This is a genomic window from Candidatus Pseudoscillospira sp. SGI.172, from assembly GCF_050313575.1.
In the GTDB taxonomy this organism is placed as follows: domain Bacteria; phylum Bacillota; class Clostridia; order Oscillospirales; family Oscillospiraceae; genus Vermiculatibacterium.
On record NZ_JBNPLQ010000032.1, the window covers coordinates 1 to 14,492 of the forward strand.

Sequence of the window (14,492 nt, forward strand, 5' to 3'; positions counted from 1 at the left end):
ATCCAATCAAATCATATCATATAATCGGAAACATCCTCCGCCTTTTGTCCTTTTTCTAATGCATCAAACTGAGCCTTGATTTGCTCATTCCGTTTAACATTCATGCCATTAGGAAGATATTTAAGGTCATCTTCCTTGATGTCGATCTCTGCAATATTGTTTTTCTCGCCGTATTGCGGGAAATTGACCAGCCAATAACCGTCTACTTTTTGTTCATAACAGATCCAACCCTGCATTCCTTTGTGTACGCCTTCCCGGGCATATTTTTCTTTTTCCACGATCACTTCAACACAATCCATCATCTGCATTTTATTCACCTCCGTACGGTGTTGTCAGTCGTATCCCGCCATCAGGCTCAACCATCCAACCTGATATAAACGATACTGTTCCATCGCCGTTTCTTCTCGGAATTTTGATTCTGATGCTTATTCTTTGACCTGCGAAATTTAACCTTCCCAATTCATAATTTCCAGATACATACTTTTCTCTTGCCTGTCGTTCTATTTCTTTTTGCAGCCATAGCGCATCCTCAACTGTATAGCCCCATTCATGAAACAGTTTATCTTTCCCGTGCGGATGTTTACCTCTGGTATTAAACAAATATGGGTCAAATTTGCTGTATGCACTATGTGTTGAAGCGTTGCTGACAACGATGGTATAAGGAATCGGGTCTAATGTACAGTGCAATAAGGATGATGTGGACAAGGTGGGGCTTTTTCTTTCTGAAACCAACAGCCATCCAACTTCAAGCATTCCTCGCAGTGCGTTTTGCCTTCTGAATGATGTGTCTATTTGACCTAGCTTGGTAGTTCGGCACCCTTTTGTATTGTACCGAAACATTGCTTATAGTACCAACAGTTGTTCCCCCTTGAAAGTATAAGAAAATCATTTTTCATAAATAGGGGGAAATAGGCAAAAAGTTGCACGTTTCCGTACAACTATCACAGAACAATTTTAAAATAAAAAATCGGAGTACCCCGAAGGATACTCCGATGGTGCGGATGGCGGGACTTGAACCCGCACGTCCATAGGGACACCAGCACCTCAAGCTGGCCAGTCTACCAATTCCAGCACATCCGCATCTGTGCCCATCGACTGAACACTATGATAGTATAGCGGCTGAAGGGAAGATTGTCAAGTCATTTCTTTGGAAGAATCACGGTAAATGTGGTCCCTGCCTCCGGGGTGCTGACCACCGTGATGCGGCCCCCGTGCGTTTCCGCAATGCTTCTGGCAATGGCCAGACACAGACCGTAGCCGCCCTGATCCCGGTCCCGGGCGGCGTCGGCCCGATAGAAGCGTTCGAAGAGGTGGGGGAGATGCCCGGCAGGGACAGCCGGACCAGCGCTGTGGACGGAAAGGCGCAGCTTCTCCCCCTGACGGTCCAGGGTGACAGTGACGGCACCCCGTTCCCCGGCATACTTGATGGCGTTGTCCAGGAGGATGGCCATCAGCCGTCGGAGCTGTCCATCATCCCCCAGAAGCGTGAGTCCGGAGGTCACATGTTCGGAGAGAGACTCCCTTTTCAAAGGCAACCGACTCCAGTAGGTGATCCACTTGGCCTGACCCTCCACCGAGTCCGGCCGGTGTGCCAGAACAATGCCCGTATTGGCCCAAATGACAGCGATGGGGGTCTTGGGTTCGTGGGAGGCGTCGGCCACGAACTGCCGCTGCCAGGCCTTTTCCGCCGGGCGCAGGGAGAGGTTGGCCGGGAAGAGAGATCAGGAAAAAGCCCGCCAGTTCCAGCAGTCCAACCACCAGGCAGATGAGGATCAGCTGACCGATGGAACCGCTCTCCCACCTCCGGTCGGCAAAGGCGATGCGGATGATACCCGCACTGTCGGTCTCCCGGAGATAACGCAGATCATAGCTGCTCAGCCCCCCGGCGTCCCCTGCCAGGGTCAGCACCTCGGCCACCACACTGTCCAGGGTGGATTCGTCCACTGAAACGTTGTTGCCCTGATTGAGGGAGCGGATGGAACCGTCTTCCGCCGGCGTGACGGAGAAGACGGGCACCATAGTGTAGTCCCGTTTCCCATCCCCCGGGGAGGGGGCCTGAGGCATCTCCTCCCGGGAACCGATCTCCAAGCGGGGCAGGGTGTAGCCTTTGCTCCACTTGAGGGCCATCTGCATGGCCCACATGTTCAGGCCGGCGGGCTGGCGGGAGTGAGTGCCACCAACACGGCGAACACAATGAGCAGTACCAGCGTCACCAGCAGCATGTTGGCGGCAATGAATTTTCGCCGAAGTTTCCGGATCATACCGTCGGCACCTCCAGGAAGTAGTCCACTTTCCGAGCTGTCCCGATGGTGATCGCAGAATCCAGGAAAGCCAATTTTTTTCGCAGAAAGGAAATATAGACTTCCACGTTGTTGTCCTCGGCCTCGGATTCCAGCTCCCAGACCTTGGCGATGATATCGTCTTTGGGCACCACTGCATGGCAGTTGGCCATGAGAAGGCGCAGGACCTCAAATTCCTTGAAGCCCATCCGGACCGAGTCGTCGCCCCGGATGAGGCACCGCGCGTCCAGCCGGAGCATCACATCCGGGATAACGGCGTCGTACTGCTCGGTGAGGGCGTAGCCCAGGCCGTCCGCCCCGTCGTAGACCACATCAGCCTGGTAGCGCTGCTCGGTCATGATCTGGCACAGAGCCTCCGCCAGGTGCTTTTCATCTTCGACGATCAGGGTCCGCATGACAGGCTCTGCCTTTCTCGCGTGTTTTCCCATTGTATTCCGGAAAGCTGAAATTTGTCGGAACAGTTTTTCTTTTCAGTATAACAGATTTCCCGGGTGATTTTTACGCTGAGTTCACAAAAGTTTTCCAAAGCTTTCAGGGCAATTTCAGCTTGTCTGACTATACTGGGCGGGAAACCCAACGTGGGAGTGCAAAGAAGTATGAGCTTGTAGCAGAAAAAACGACAGCGGAGACTGAGGCATCCGCTCCGGCTCCAAAACGGAAGATGACCCGGAAGCGCACGGTGGCGCTGGCAGCGGCGGCAGCCCTGCTGTGCGGTGTGCGCCGACTTTGACGGGGAGGACGCCGTAGCGGCAGACGGCGTGCGGGTTCCCATAGCCTTCAGGCTGCAAGTCTACAATGACGACAGCAATCGCTGGATCACCCTGGCCGAGGCCGAGGGGTACAGCGATACAATGACTGTTTATTACAGCGGCACATTGGGCAAAGACGCCAAGGTCCGGCTCATCGCGGTCGGAGGCTGAACAAATTTGCGCAAAAAAGATCCCGCACGGCCCGATAACCGGGGGTGTGGGATCTTTTGCGCCGCTTAAACCGCTTCGATGACTCCGCAGGCCAGACGGGAGCCGCTGTCCCCGGAGGGCTGGGTGCGAAAATCATCCGGCCGTTCGTGGATCACCACCGAGCGTCCCACCACTTCTTCCGGGCGGAACCGGTCAGTGTACACCTGCATCAAAGCGGCGCCCTGACCGGAGGAGAGCAGCGGGGGCAGATCGCCGCTGTGCCAGGGATGGGGGACGTTGTGGGGATCGTAATGTCCGCCTGCGGACGCAAAGGACACGTCGCCCCCCGCCGCGCAGCTTCCGTTGGTATGGATATGAAAGCCCAGAAAGCCGGGAATGGGCAGTCCTACCGCCCGGGCAATGATCAGCGTCCCGCGCCCGTAGGGGCAGAACAGGACCTCGCCCCGCAGGTTTGGATGGGTCTCGTCGCCCCGGAGCTGAGCCCGGGCGGCGGGGCGGGGCAGGGAAACAGAATGGTTCATGGCGCAGACCTCCTTTCCCATGCCTATGCCCGACAGTGATGCAAGGTGACGATGGACGAAAGCGGGAAAAAGTGGTACAATGGCCCAAAGGCAGCCGCGGAAGCAGGGCTGCGGGGCAGCGGGACCAAGATGCTCCCCAGATTTCAGCGGGGTGAGAAAATGAAAAAAGCGGCATTTATCGGAACGGGAAATATGGGCTCTGCCCTGGTCAGAGCGGCCTGCCGGGCGCTGGGCGCGGAGAATGTGGCGGTGTCCAACCGCACGCCCTCTAAGGCGGAAGAACTGGCAAGGGAAACCGGCTGTCAGGCATTCGGTTCTAACCGGGCGGCGGCGGAGTCTGCCGAGTATGTCTTTTTGTGCGTGAAGCCCAAGCTGATCCGGGGGGTAGCGGAGGAGCTGGCCGACCTGCTGCCTGGCCGGGCGGTGGTGTCGGTGGCCGCCGGCGTTCTGCTGAACGATTTGCAGGGCTGGGTGGGGGAGGACGTTCCCGTTCTACGCATCATGCCCAACACCCCCTGCGCCATCGGAGTGGGTATGACGGCCCTGTCCGGTGGGAAAACCGCAAGGGAAAAACACTTTACAGATGTTGAAATGATCCTCTCGGCCACCGGACGGGTGGAACGGCTGGAGGAGGGGCTGATAGACGCATTCAGCGCCGTGGCCGGTTGCGGCCCGGCATTCCTCTACCCCTATATTGAGGCGTTGGCCGACGGCGGCGTGGCTGCCGGTCTGCCCCGGAACAAGGCCCTGCGCTACGCAGCCCAGACCACTTTGGGGGCGGCCTCCATGGTGCTGGAGACCGGTGCTCATCCCGGCAAGCTCAAGGACGACGTATGCTCGCCCGGCGGCTCCACCATCGCCGGTGTGGCCGAGCTGGAGCGCCACGGCCTGCGGGCTGCGGCCATCGACGCGGTGCTGGCGGCCTGGAAAAAGAATGGGCAGCTTGGCAAGTAGAAGCACATGACAATCGAGTCTGCGGAAAAATTTGGTGAACTTGCATAATTTCTTTTAGGAAAGCTGATTCTTTTCGAGTATTTTTCTTGCAAAACCCATTTTTGGGCGCTATAATAGTACAGCATTGATTCCCCTGCGGGGAGACTGTTAGAGAAGGGAAGTGGCGCTGGATGAGTGAGTACATCATCGAGATGTGCAATATCACGAAAGAGTTCCCCGGTATCATTGCCAATGATGACATCACCTTACAGCTCAAAAGGGGCGAGATCCACGCTTTGCTGGGCGAGAACGGAGCGGGAAAATCCACGCTGATGAGCGTTCTGTTCGGCCTTTATCAGCCGGAGAAGGGTGTGATCCGGAAAAACGGCGAGGAGGTCCGGATCAAGGACCCCAACGACGCCAACGCGCTGGGGATCGGCATGGTGCATCAGCATTTCAAGCTGGTGCATAATTTCACCGTCCTCCAGAACATCGTTCTGGGTATGGAGACTACTCAAAACGGCTTTTTGAAGATGGACGAGGCCCGGAAAAAGGTCATGGCCCTCTCCGAGCAGTACGGCCTGCGGGTGGACCCGGACGCCCTCATCGAGGATATCACCGTGGGCATGCAGCAGCGGGTGGAGATTTTGAAGATGCTCTACCGGGACAATGAGATTCTCATCTTTGACGAGCCCACCGCCGTCCTCACTCCCCAGGAGATCGAAGAGCTGATGAAGATCATGAAGGATCTGGCCGCCGAGGGCAAGAGCATCCTCTTCATCACCCACAAGCTCAATGAGATCAAGGAGGTGGCCGACCGCTGCACCGTGCTGCGCAAGGGCAAGTACATCGGCACCATCTCGGTCTCCGGTGTGACCAAGGAAGAGATGAGCGAGATGATGGTGGGCCGGAAGGTGGAGCTCAAGGTAGACAAGGGTCCCGCCCATCCCACCGACGTGGTCTTTGAGACCGAGGGCCTCACCGTGGTCAACAAGGAGCACGGGAAAAAAGTGGTCAACAATGTCTCCCTGAAGGTGCGCCGGGGGGAGATCGTCTGTGTGGCGGGCATCGACGGCAACGGCCAGACCGAACTGGTCCAGGCCATCACAGGGCTTATGAAGCCGGACTCCGGCAGTGTGAAGCTCAAGGGGGAGGACGTGACCCGCGCCTCCATCCGCTACAAGAACACCCACGGCCTGGGCCATATCCCCGAGGATCGGCACAAGCACGGTCTGGTGCTGGACTACCCCCTGGCCTACAATCTGGTGCTCCAGAGCTATTTTGAGCCGGCGTACTGCTCCGGCGGCTTTTTGCGCTACGACAAGATCTTTCAGTACGGAGACAAGCTCATCGAGAAGTATGACATTCGCTCCGGGCAGGGGGGCAGGACCATCGCCCGCTCCATGTCCGGCGGCAACCAGCAGAAGGCCATTGTGGCCCGGGAGATCGACCGGGACCCCGACCTGCTCATCGCCGTGCAGCCCACCCGGGGCCTGGATGTGGGCGCCATCGAGTACATCCACCACCAGCTGGTGGCGGAGCGGGACAACGGCAAGGGCATCCTGCTGGTCTCTCTGGAGCTGGACGAGGTGATGAATCTGTCCGACCGCATTCTGGTCATCTACGAGGGCGAGATCGTGGCCGAGCTGGACCCCCGGGCGGTCACGGTGCAGGAGCTGGGACTTTACATGGCGGGCTCCAAGAGAAAGGCGGTGGGCTGAACATGAGAAAGCGGTTTGCAAACATGCTCCAGTCCCACGGCGGGAAGGGGGGGGACGCGGCGTGAAAACCAACGGAAATCTGCTGGACCGGCAGGGCTTCCGCAACGCCCTGGCCTCTGTGCTCGCCATCCTCATCGGTATGCTGGTGGGGCTGATCATTCTGCTTATCTCCAATCCCGCCAAGGCGCTGCCCGGCTTCTGGGCCATCGCCACCGGCGGCGTGGCCAACCGGAAGAACATGGGGCAGGTGCTCTACTACGCCACCCCCATCGTCATGACCGGCCTGTCCGTGGGCTTTGCCAAAAAGACCGGACTCTTTAATATCGGGGCCTCCGGCCAGTATATCATGGGAGCTTTCGCGGCGGTCCTGGTGGGGGTGAAGTGCACCTTCCTGCCCGCCGGACTCCAGTGCCTGGCCGCCATTCTGGCCGCCGCCCTGACGGGCGCGCTGTGGGGCTGCGTGCCCGGCCTTTTGAAGGCCTACTGCAATATCAACGAGGTCATCGCCTGCATCATGATGAACTACATCGGCATGTCTACGGCAAACCTCCTGGTGCGCAAATTCATTTTTGACCGGGCCAAGAACCAGTCCCTCCAGCCCGCCGCCTCCGCCGTACTGCCCAAGCTGGGCTTTGACAAGCTCTTCGTGGACGGAGGCGCGCCCTCCAGCGCCAACGCGGGCTTCCTGGTGGCCGTGGTGCTGGGCGTGGCGGTGTGGGTCATCCTGGAAAAGACCAGACTGGGCTTTGAGCTGAAAGCCTGCGGCTACAACCGGGACGCGGCCAAGTACGCCGGCATCAGCGACAAGAAGAATATCCTGCTGGCCATGGTTTTTGCCGGCGGACTGGCCGGGATCGGCGGAGCCCTCTACTATCTCTCGGGCGCGGGTTCCGGCATCCCCGTGCTGGACGTGCTGGCCGCCGAGGGCTTCAACGGCATCCCCGTGGCCCTGCTGGGTATGTCCAACCCCATTGCCATCATTTTTACCGGTACTTTCATGGCCTATCTGACGCAGGGCGGCCTGTCCATGCAGACGTTCGGCTTCCCCACACAGATCGTGGACATCATCTCCTCCGTCATCATCTACTTTGCCGCCTTCGCCCTCTTCTTCAGCCAGACCATTGAGAAGTTCCGCCACCGCCAGGTGGAGAAGCGGCGGGCCGCGGCGCAGACCGAGAAAGGAGGCGAGACGCAGTGAGCGGACTGAACCTTGTGATCTTTATCGTCCAGCAGATGATGAGCTTTTCCGTGCCTTTGCTCATTGTGGCCCTGGGCGGCCTGTTCGCAGAGCGCTCCGGCATCGTCAACATCGCTCTGGACGGCACCATGATCATCGGCGCGTTCACCGGGATCATGTTCCTCCACCTCTTCCAGAACCCGGAGGCCGCTTCGGAGCAGGGAATGCTGCTGCTGGCTCTTCTGGTCTCGGCGGTCACCGGCGTGATGGTCAGCCTGGTCCACGCCTATGCCTCCATCAACATGAAGGCCGACCAGACCATTTCCGGCACCGCCATCAACGTCTTTGCCCCCGCCATCTCCATCTTCGTGGCTCGGCTGGTGCTGGGGGTGCAGCAGGTGCCCTTCGCCAACCACTTTGCCATCGACAAGGTGCCCGTGCTGGGGGACATCCCCGTCATCGGCCCCATGTTCTTCCAGAAGTGCTACCTCACCACCTACATCGGCTTCCTCATTCTGGCGGTCGCCGCCGTGGTCCTCTACAAGACCCGCTTCGGCCTGCGGCTGCGGGCCTGCGGTGAGCACCCCCAGGCGGCCGACTCGGTGGGCATCAACGTCTACCGGATGCGTTATGCCGGAACCCTGATCTCGGGCGCGCTGGCGGGCATCGGCGGACTGGTGTTCGTCATCCCCACCTCCACCAACTTCAACGCCACCGTCTCCGGTTACGGCTTCCTGGCCCTGGCGGTGCTCATCTTCGGCCAGTGGAAACCGGGACGCATCCTCTTTGCGGCGCTGTTCTTCGGCCTGATGAAAACCATCGCCGCCACCTATTCCGTGATCCCCGGGCTGGTGGCCCTGAATATCCCCAGCGACATCTACAAGATGATCCCCTATATCGCCACGCTGGTGGTGCTTGCCTTCACGGCCCGCAACTCCCAGGCTCCCCGGGCGGAGGGCATCCCCTACGACAAGGGCGAGCGCTGAATATCGATCTTCAACGGCGGACAGCAAAAAGCTGTCCGTCGTTTTTTCGCGGGTTTTCGGAAAACCGCTTGACAAAAGCCTATTGACGTACTATGATAACACTACACCCCAGGGGGGTATTTATAGCGATTTGGAAAGGGGAGTGCGCGGCTTTGATGGCAGACAGGACCAAGGTGCTCCGGCTGCTCAAGACCGCCCGGGGCCAACTGGACGGAATCTTGAAAATGGTGGAGGAGGACCGCTACTGCATCGACATCTCCCAGCAGGTGATGGCGGCCGAGGCCATGCTCAACCGGGTGAACCGGGAGATTTTGGCCGCCCATCTCCGGGGGTGCGTCCAACAGGCCGCTACCGCCGAGGACCGGGAGGAAAAGGTGGAGGAATTGGTGTCCACTTTGGACAAGATATTGAAGTGATTTCAAAGAGAGCGTGAGGAAATTCCATGAGACAAAAATTTACGGTGACCGGAATGACCTGTTCCGCCTGTTCCGCCCATGTGGAGAAGGCAGTGTCCGCGCTGGAAGGGGTCTCCGGCGTGAATGTGAATCTGCTGGGGGGCTCCATGCAGGTGGATTACGATCCCGCTGCCCAGAATCCGGACTCCATTATTGCCGCGGTGACCCGTTCCGGCTACGGCGCGCTCCTCCCGGGCAAGGCGGGGAAGGAGCGGTCCGGGACGGGGGCGCCCTCCATGGAGGAGGAGCTCCGGGGGATGAAGCGGCGGCTGGTGATCTCCTTCGGGTTTTTGATCCCCCTCTTTTATCTCTCCATGGGCCATATGATGGGCTGGCCCATCCCCGGCTTTCTGCACGGGCGGGCAAACGCTCTGACCTTCGCCCTGACCCAGTTCCTGCTTCTGCTGCCCATCCTGTACGTCAACGACAAATATTATAAGGTGGGTTTCAAGACTTTAGCCCACCGCGCCCCCAACATGGATTCCCTTATCGCCCTGGGCTCGGCGGCCGCCGTCATTTACGGTGCGGCGGCCCTCTACCAGATCGGCTGGGGACTGGGCCACGGGGACGCGGCCCGGGTGGAGCGGTGGTCTATGGACCTCTACTTTGAATCCGCCGGAATGATCCTGACCCTCATCACCCTGGGCAAATTTCTGGAGACCCGCTCCAAGGGCAAGACGGGGGAGGCCATCTCCCGGCTCATGGATCTGGCTCCCAAGACGGCCTCCGTCCTCCGGGACGGAAAAGAGACCGTGATCCCGGTGGAGGAGGTGGCGGTGGGCGACCTTCTGGTGGTGCGCCCCGGACAGGCCATCCCGGTGGACGGGGAGATCGTGGAGGGCAGCACCTCGGTGGATGAGTCCGCCCTCACCGGGGAGTCCATCCCCGTGGACAAGGGCCCCGGGGACCGGGTGACGGCGGCGGCCATCAATCAGTCGGGCTCCGTTACCTTCCGGGCCACCCGGGTGGGGGACGACACCACCCTGGCCCAGATGATCGCCCTGGTGGACGAGGCGGCCTCCTCCAAAGCGCCCATTGCCAAGCTGGCCGACAAGGTGGCCGGAATCTTTGTGCCGGTGGTCATCGCTATCGCCCTGCTCACCGCCGCAGTCTGGTTTTTCGCCGCCCGGGATCTGAGCCGGGCGCTCACCGCCGGCGTGGCCGTGCTTGTGATCTCCTGCCCCTGCGCCCTGGGTCTGGCCACGCCGGTGGCCATCATGGTGGGCACTGGAAAAGGCGCGGAGAACGGAATCCTCTTCAAGTCCGCCGAGGCGTTGGAGGGCCTGCGGGCCATCCAGACCGTGGTGCTGGACAAGACGGGCACCGTCACCCAGGGCAAGCCCGTGGTCACTGACCTGCGCCCGGTGGGGGAGACCACCGAGGAGGAACTTCTCTGCGTGGCTGCCTCCCTGGAAAAGCCCTCGGAGCATCCCCTGGCCCAGGCGGTGGTGGCCGAGGCGGAGGCGCGGGGCATCCCGCTGGTCCCCGCCGAGCGCTTCCGGGCTGTCCATGGCCGGGGCGTGTCGGCGACCATTCAGGGGGCCGATTTCCTGGCAGGCAACCGGGCCATGATGGAGGAGCACGGGGTGGATCTGACCGCCGCCGGGCGCGCCCCCGAGGATCTGGCGGGCGCGGGTAAGACGCCGCTCTACTTTGCCGAGGACGGCAGGCTGATGGGGCTGGTGGCGGTGGCCGATACGGTGAAGCCCACCAGCGCCGCCGCCATTGCCGCCCTGCGAAGGCTGGGTCTGGACGTGGTGCTGCTCACCGGGGACAATCGCCGCACCGCACAGGCCATTGCAAAGGAACTTGACTTGACAGATGTCGTGGCGGAAGTGCTGCCCCAGGACAAGGAGAAGATCATCGCGGAGCTCCAGGCCGAGGGGCGGAAGGTGGCCATGATCGGCGACGGCATCAACGACGCCCCCGCCTTGGCACGGTCCGATGTGGGGCTGGCCATCGGCGCGGGCACCGACGTGGCCATCGAGTCGGCCGACGTGGTGCTCATGAAGAGTGACCTCATGGACGCGGTCACCGCCATCGAGCTCTCCCGGGCCACCCTGCGCAACATCAAAGAAAACCTCTTCTGGGCATTTTTCTACAATGCCGTCTGCATCCCTCTGGCCGCCGGGGTGTTTTACCCGATTTTCCACCTCCAGCTCTCGCCCATGATCGCCGCGGCGGCCATGTCCCTGAGCTCGGTGTGCGTGGTGTCCAACGCCCTGCGGCTGAAGCTGTTCAAGCCCCGGCATGCGGAATCTGCGGCGCCGGAAGATCCAAATAAAAAAGAAGGAGCGAATCATACCATGGAAAAGAAACTCATCATCGAGGGCATGATGTGCCAGCACTGCGTGGCCCACGTCACCGAGGCCCTCACCAAGCTGGACGGAGTCACCGCCACAGTGGATCTGGAGACCAAGACCGCCACCGTCACCGGGGACGCCACCGACGAGGCGCTCAAGCAGGCTGTGGCCAACGCGGGGTATACGGTCACCGATATTCGATAAGACGCACTGGAGGGGGCCGGGCAATTTTGCCCGGCCCCCTCGCCGTCCCCGTTGTATTTTTCCTTCGGTTATGGTAGACTGGAGCCAAACAGGGAGGGAGGCCTCGACATGTCCACGCTGCTGATTAAAAACGCCCGCTACATCGTCTCCTGCGACGACAGGGACACCCTCTATGAGCGGTGCAATCTGTTCATCCGGGACAACGCCGTGGAGTATATCGGCCCCGAGGCCCGACAGGCCGAGCAGGTGATCGACGCTTCGGATATGGCGGTCTACCCGGGGCTCATCAACACCCACCACCACCTTTATCAGATTTTCTCCCGCAACCTCCCGGAGGTCCAGCGGATGGAGCTGTTTCCCTGGCTGGTGACCCTCTATGAGGTCTGGAAGAACCTGGACGAGGAAGTGGAGACCTGCGCTGCGCTCTCCGGGCTGGCGGAGCTTGCCAAAACGGGCACTACCACCTGTTTTGACCACCACTATGTCTTTCCCAAGTACGGCGGGGATCTGATCGCCGCCGAGTTCCGGGCCGCGGAGCAGGTGGGGATGCGGTTTGTGGCCTCCCGGGGGTCCATGGATCTGTCCAAAAAGGACGGAGGACTGCCCCCTGACAGCGTGGTGCAGACCATCGACGCGATCATGGCCGATTCCGAGCGGCTGGTCCGGGTGTGGCATGACGACAGCCGGTTCTCCATGCACCAGGTGGCGCTGGCCCCCTGCTCGCCCTTCTCGGTGTCCACTGACCTCCTGCGGGAGAGCGCCAAGCTGGCCCGGTCCCTGGGTGTGCGGCTGCACACCCATGTGGCCGAGACCCGGGACGAGGAGGATTTCACCCTGCAAAAATTCGGCCTGCGGCCGCTGGAGTACATGCATTCGGTGGGCTGGACCGGCCCGGACGTGTGGTATGCCCACGGCATCTGGTTCAACGACGACGAGCTGCGCCTGCTGGCCGAGACCGGCACCGGCGTAGCTCACTGCCCCATCTCCAACATGAAGCTGGCCTCCGGCGTGTGCCGCCTGCCCGAGATGCTGCGGCTGGGGGTCAACGTGGGCCTGGCGGTGGACGGCGCGGCCTCCAACGACGGCTCCAACCTGCTGGAGGAGCTGCGGGTATGCTATCTGCTCCACCGGCTCCATGCCAGCGCCGCCGCCCCTACGGGTTACGACATTCTGAAGCTGGCCACCCGGGGCTCTGCCCGGCTGCTGGGACGCATCGACATCGGCGCGCTGGCCCCCGGAATGGCCGCCGACCTGTTCCTCATCCGCCTGACCCGCCCCGAGCTGGCGGGGGCCCAGTTCGACCCCATGTCCCTGCTGGGCACCGTGGGCTTCAAAGGACCGGTGGATTACACCATCATCAACGGCGTCCCCGTGGTGCAGAACGGGGAGCTGGTGACTCTGGACGAGAGGGAGACGGCGGCCCGGGCCAACCAGGTTTGCCGGAAATACCTGCGCCGGTAAAGTATTCGTTCTTTTAAAAAAGTCTTGACAGAGACCGGAAAGACTGGTATAATATCAGAGCACAATAAAGAAGGAACGGTTTCGTCCTCACCTCTCGGCCAGAGTCGAAGGGGTCAACATGGTATCTCTCGCCGGAATATCCGGCGATGGTTTGTCTTGTTGCACGGAGCCGCTCAGGCTCCGTGTTTTTTGTGCGTGTTGAATGGAGGTGCTTTTACTATCAGCAGTAACAAAGGTCATCAGATCAATGAAGAGATCCGGGATAAGGAAGTGCGCCTGGTTTCCGCCGACGGCGAGCAGCTGGGTATCCTGTCTGCCCGGGAGGCCCTGGAGAAAGCCGAAGAGGCCGGAATGGACCTGGTGAAGATTTCACCGAACGCCGTACCGCCGGTCTGCAAGCTCATGGACTACGGAAAGTTTAAGTTTGAGCAGACAAAGCGGGAAAAAGAGGCAAAGAAGAACCAGCATGTGGTGGAGGTCAAAGAAGTCCGGATGTCTCCCAGCATCGACGTCAACGACTTCAATGTCAAACTGCGCAACGCCCAGAAGTTCCTCGCCGAGGGGGACCGGGTGAAGGTCACCGTGCGCTTCCGGGGCCGTGAGATGGCCCATACTGAGATCGGCCGTGACCTGCTGCTGAAGTTTGCCGAGCAGTGTGCCGAAGTGGCCAACATGGACAAGGAGCCCAAGCTGGACGGACGGCATATGTCCATCTTTCTGTCCGCCAAGGTCTCCAAGGAGTCCAAAAAGTAAGCAAGTCGATTTTACGATAAAGGAGAATTCACCATGCCTAAACTGAAGACCCACACCGGGGCGAAGAAGAGATTTAACCTGACCAAGACCGGCAAGGTCAAGCGGGCCCACGCCTATAAGTCCCATCTGCTCAATGGACACGGCAAGGACACCAAGCGGAAGAGAGGCCTCCGCAAGGGCGCTTACGCTGACGTGACCAACGCGGCCACCGTCAAGCGTATGATCCCTTACAAATAATTTGACTTTTTACTCAAATATAGGAGGTTTCAAATACCATGGCTAGAGTTAAAGGCGCAATGATGACGCGCAAGAGAAGAAATAAGGTCCTGAAGCTGGCGAAGGGCTACTGGGGCGCCAAGTCCAAGCACTTCAAGATGGCCAACGAGCAGGTCATGAAGTCCCTGAAGTATGCCTACATCGGCCGTCGGCTGAAGAAGCGCGACTTCCGCTCCCTGTGGATCACCCGGATCTCCGCCGCCTGCAAGATGAACGGCATGAATTACTCCACCTTCGTCAACGGCCTGAAGAAGGCCAATGTGACCATTAACCGCAAGATGCTGGCTGAGATGGCCGTCAACGACAAGGCCGCCTTTACCCAGCTCACCGAGCTGGCCAAGCAGGCCCGGGCCTGAGTCCTTCCACCCAAGCGGTGAGATATGATTTCATATCTCGCCGCTTTTTATTTTCTGGGAAAACTTCAAAAGTCCTTGACCTTGCCGCAGCGTCAGGGAGTATGCTCAATCTGTCAGGAGGGATGC

Annotated in this window: 18 protein-coding genes and 1 tRNA gene; 12 read left to right on the forward strand and 7 right to left on the reverse strand. The window is 60.0% G+C overall.

The window, feature by feature from the left end:
* Positions 1-11: 11 nt before the first annotated feature.
* The 6 genes from ACQRD3_RS11260 to ACQRD3_RS11285 all read right to left on the reverse strand — a co-directional run bounded on the left by ACQRD3_RS11260 (position 12) and on the right by ACQRD3_RS11285 (position 2,695).
* A complete protein-coding gene (locus ACQRD3_RS11260; protein ID WP_080907989.1) occupies positions 12-308 on the reverse strand; it encodes a hypothetical protein in 297 nt (98 codons plus the stop codon).
* A 1-nt stretch (position 309) separates the two neighbouring features.
* Positions 310-753 (reverse strand): DUF6883 domain-containing protein, encoded by a 444-nt coding sequence (locus tag ACQRD3_RS11265; protein WP_427781440.1) that lies wholly within the window; start codon positions 751-753, stop codon positions 310-312.
* Positions 754-993: 240 nt separating this feature from the next.
* Positions 994-1,080, reverse strand: a tRNA-Leu gene (locus ACQRD3_RS11270).
* 59 nt (positions 1,081-1,139) lie between these two features.
* Positions 1,140-1,502, reverse strand: a complete 363-nt coding sequence (locus tag ACQRD3_RS11275) for a sensor histidine kinase (RefSeq protein WP_427781441.1) — start codon at positions 1,500-1,502, stop codon at positions 1,140-1,142.
* Positions 1,471-2,142: a hypothetical protein gene (locus ACQRD3_RS11280; protein WP_427781442.1), complete on the reverse strand. Its 672-nt coding sequence runs from the start codon at positions 2,140-2,142 to the stop codon at positions 1,471-1,473. The genes ACQRD3_RS11275 and ACQRD3_RS11280 overlap by 32 nt, the downstream gene beginning before the upstream one ends.
* Before the next feature lie 115 nt (positions 2,143-2,257).
* A complete protein-coding gene (locus ACQRD3_RS11285; protein WP_427781443.1) occupies positions 2,258-2,695 on the reverse strand; it encodes a response regulator transcription factor in 438 nt (145 codons plus the stop codon).
* Between the two features lie 32 nt (positions 2,696-2,727).
* Here ACQRD3_RS11285 and ACQRD3_RS11290 point away from each other — a divergent pair, with 32 nt between their 5' ends.
* Both ACQRD3_RS11290 and ACQRD3_RS11295 read left to right on the forward strand, forming a co-directional pair.
* Positions 2,728-3,030, forward strand: a complete 303-nt coding sequence (locus tag ACQRD3_RS11290) for a hypothetical protein (protein ID WP_143476675.1) — start codon at positions 2,728-2,730, stop codon at positions 3,028-3,030.
* A complete protein-coding gene (locus ACQRD3_RS11295) occupies positions 3,014-3,220 on the forward strand; it encodes a hypothetical protein (protein ID WP_080907992.1) in 207 nt (68 codons plus the stop codon). Before ACQRD3_RS11290 ends, ACQRD3_RS11295 begins: the two co-directional genes overlap by 17 nt.
* A gap of 65 nt (positions 3,221-3,285) precedes the next feature.
* Here ACQRD3_RS11295 and ACQRD3_RS11300 read toward each other — a convergent pair whose 3' ends face one another.
* A complete protein-coding gene (locus ACQRD3_RS11300; protein WP_143476676.1) occupies positions 3,286-3,741 on the reverse strand; it encodes a superoxide dismutase family protein in 456 nt (151 codons plus the stop codon).
* Positions 3,742-3,900: 159 nt separating this feature from the next.
* On the opposite strand from ACQRD3_RS11300, the gene proC reads away from it, so the two are divergent.
* The 10 genes from proC to rplT all read left to right on the forward strand — a co-directional run bounded on the left by proC (position 3,901) and on the right by rplT (position 14,366).
* On the forward strand, positions 3,901-4,695 hold the full coding sequence (gene proC / locus ACQRD3_RS11305; protein ID WP_427781455.1) for a pyrroline-5-carboxylate reductase: 795 nt from the start codon (positions 3,901-3,903) through the stop codon (positions 4,693-4,695).
* A gap of 170 nt (positions 4,696-4,865) precedes the next feature.
* Positions 4,866-6,395, forward strand: a complete 1,530-nt coding sequence (locus ACQRD3_RS11310; RefSeq protein WP_427781444.1) for an ABC transporter ATP-binding protein — start codon at positions 4,866-4,868, stop codon at positions 6,393-6,395.
* Between the two features lie 61 nt (positions 6,396-6,456).
* Entirely contained in the window at positions 6,457-7,593 is a 1,137-nt protein-coding gene (locus ACQRD3_RS11315; RefSeq protein WP_427781445.1) for an ABC transporter permease, read from the forward strand.
* A gap of 35 nt (positions 7,594-7,628) precedes the next feature.
* Positions 7,629-8,558 carry an ABC transporter permease gene (locus ACQRD3_RS11320; RefSeq protein WP_427781456.1) on the forward strand — a complete coding sequence of 310 codons (930 nt, stop codon included), beginning with the start codon at positions 7,629-7,631 and terminating at the stop codon, positions 8,556-8,558.
* 152 nt (positions 8,559-8,710) lie between these two features.
* The gene (locus ACQRD3_RS11325) at positions 8,711-8,974 is read left to right on the forward strand and encodes a metal-sensing transcriptional repressor (RefSeq protein WP_080907996.1); all 264 of its coding nucleotides are present in this window, start codon (positions 8,711-8,713) and stop codon (positions 8,972-8,974) included.
* Positions 8,975-9,000: 26 nt separating this feature from the next.
* A complete protein-coding gene (locus ACQRD3_RS11330) occupies positions 9,001-11,520 on the forward strand; it encodes a heavy metal translocating P-type ATPase (protein WP_427781446.1) in 2,520 nt (839 codons plus the stop codon).
* A gap of 108 nt (positions 11,521-11,628) precedes the next feature.
* The gene (locus tag ACQRD3_RS11335) at positions 11,629-12,981 is read left to right on the forward strand and encodes an 8-oxoguanine deaminase (RefSeq protein WP_080907998.1); all 1,353 of its coding nucleotides are present in this window, start codon (positions 11,629-11,631) and stop codon (positions 12,979-12,981) included.
* Positions 12,982-13,179: 198 nt separating this feature from the next.
* Positions 13,180-13,734 carry a translation initiation factor IF-3 gene (gene infC, locus ACQRD3_RS11340; protein ID WP_198933343.1) on the forward strand — a complete coding sequence of 185 codons (555 nt, stop codon included), beginning with the start codon at positions 13,180-13,182 and terminating at the stop codon, positions 13,732-13,734.
* Positions 13,735-13,767: 33 nt separating this feature from the next.
* Entirely contained in the window at positions 13,768-13,971 is a 204-nt protein-coding gene (rpmI, locus tag ACQRD3_RS11345; protein ID WP_080907999.1) for a 50S ribosomal protein L35, read from the forward strand.
* A gap of 38 nt (positions 13,972-14,009) precedes the next feature.
* Complete coding sequence (gene rplT, locus ACQRD3_RS11350; protein WP_080908000.1) at positions 14,010-14,366, forward strand: 50S ribosomal protein L20; 357 nt, start codon at positions 14,010-14,012, stop codon at positions 14,364-14,366.
* The last annotated feature ends 126 nt before the right edge of the window (positions 14,367-14,492 follow it).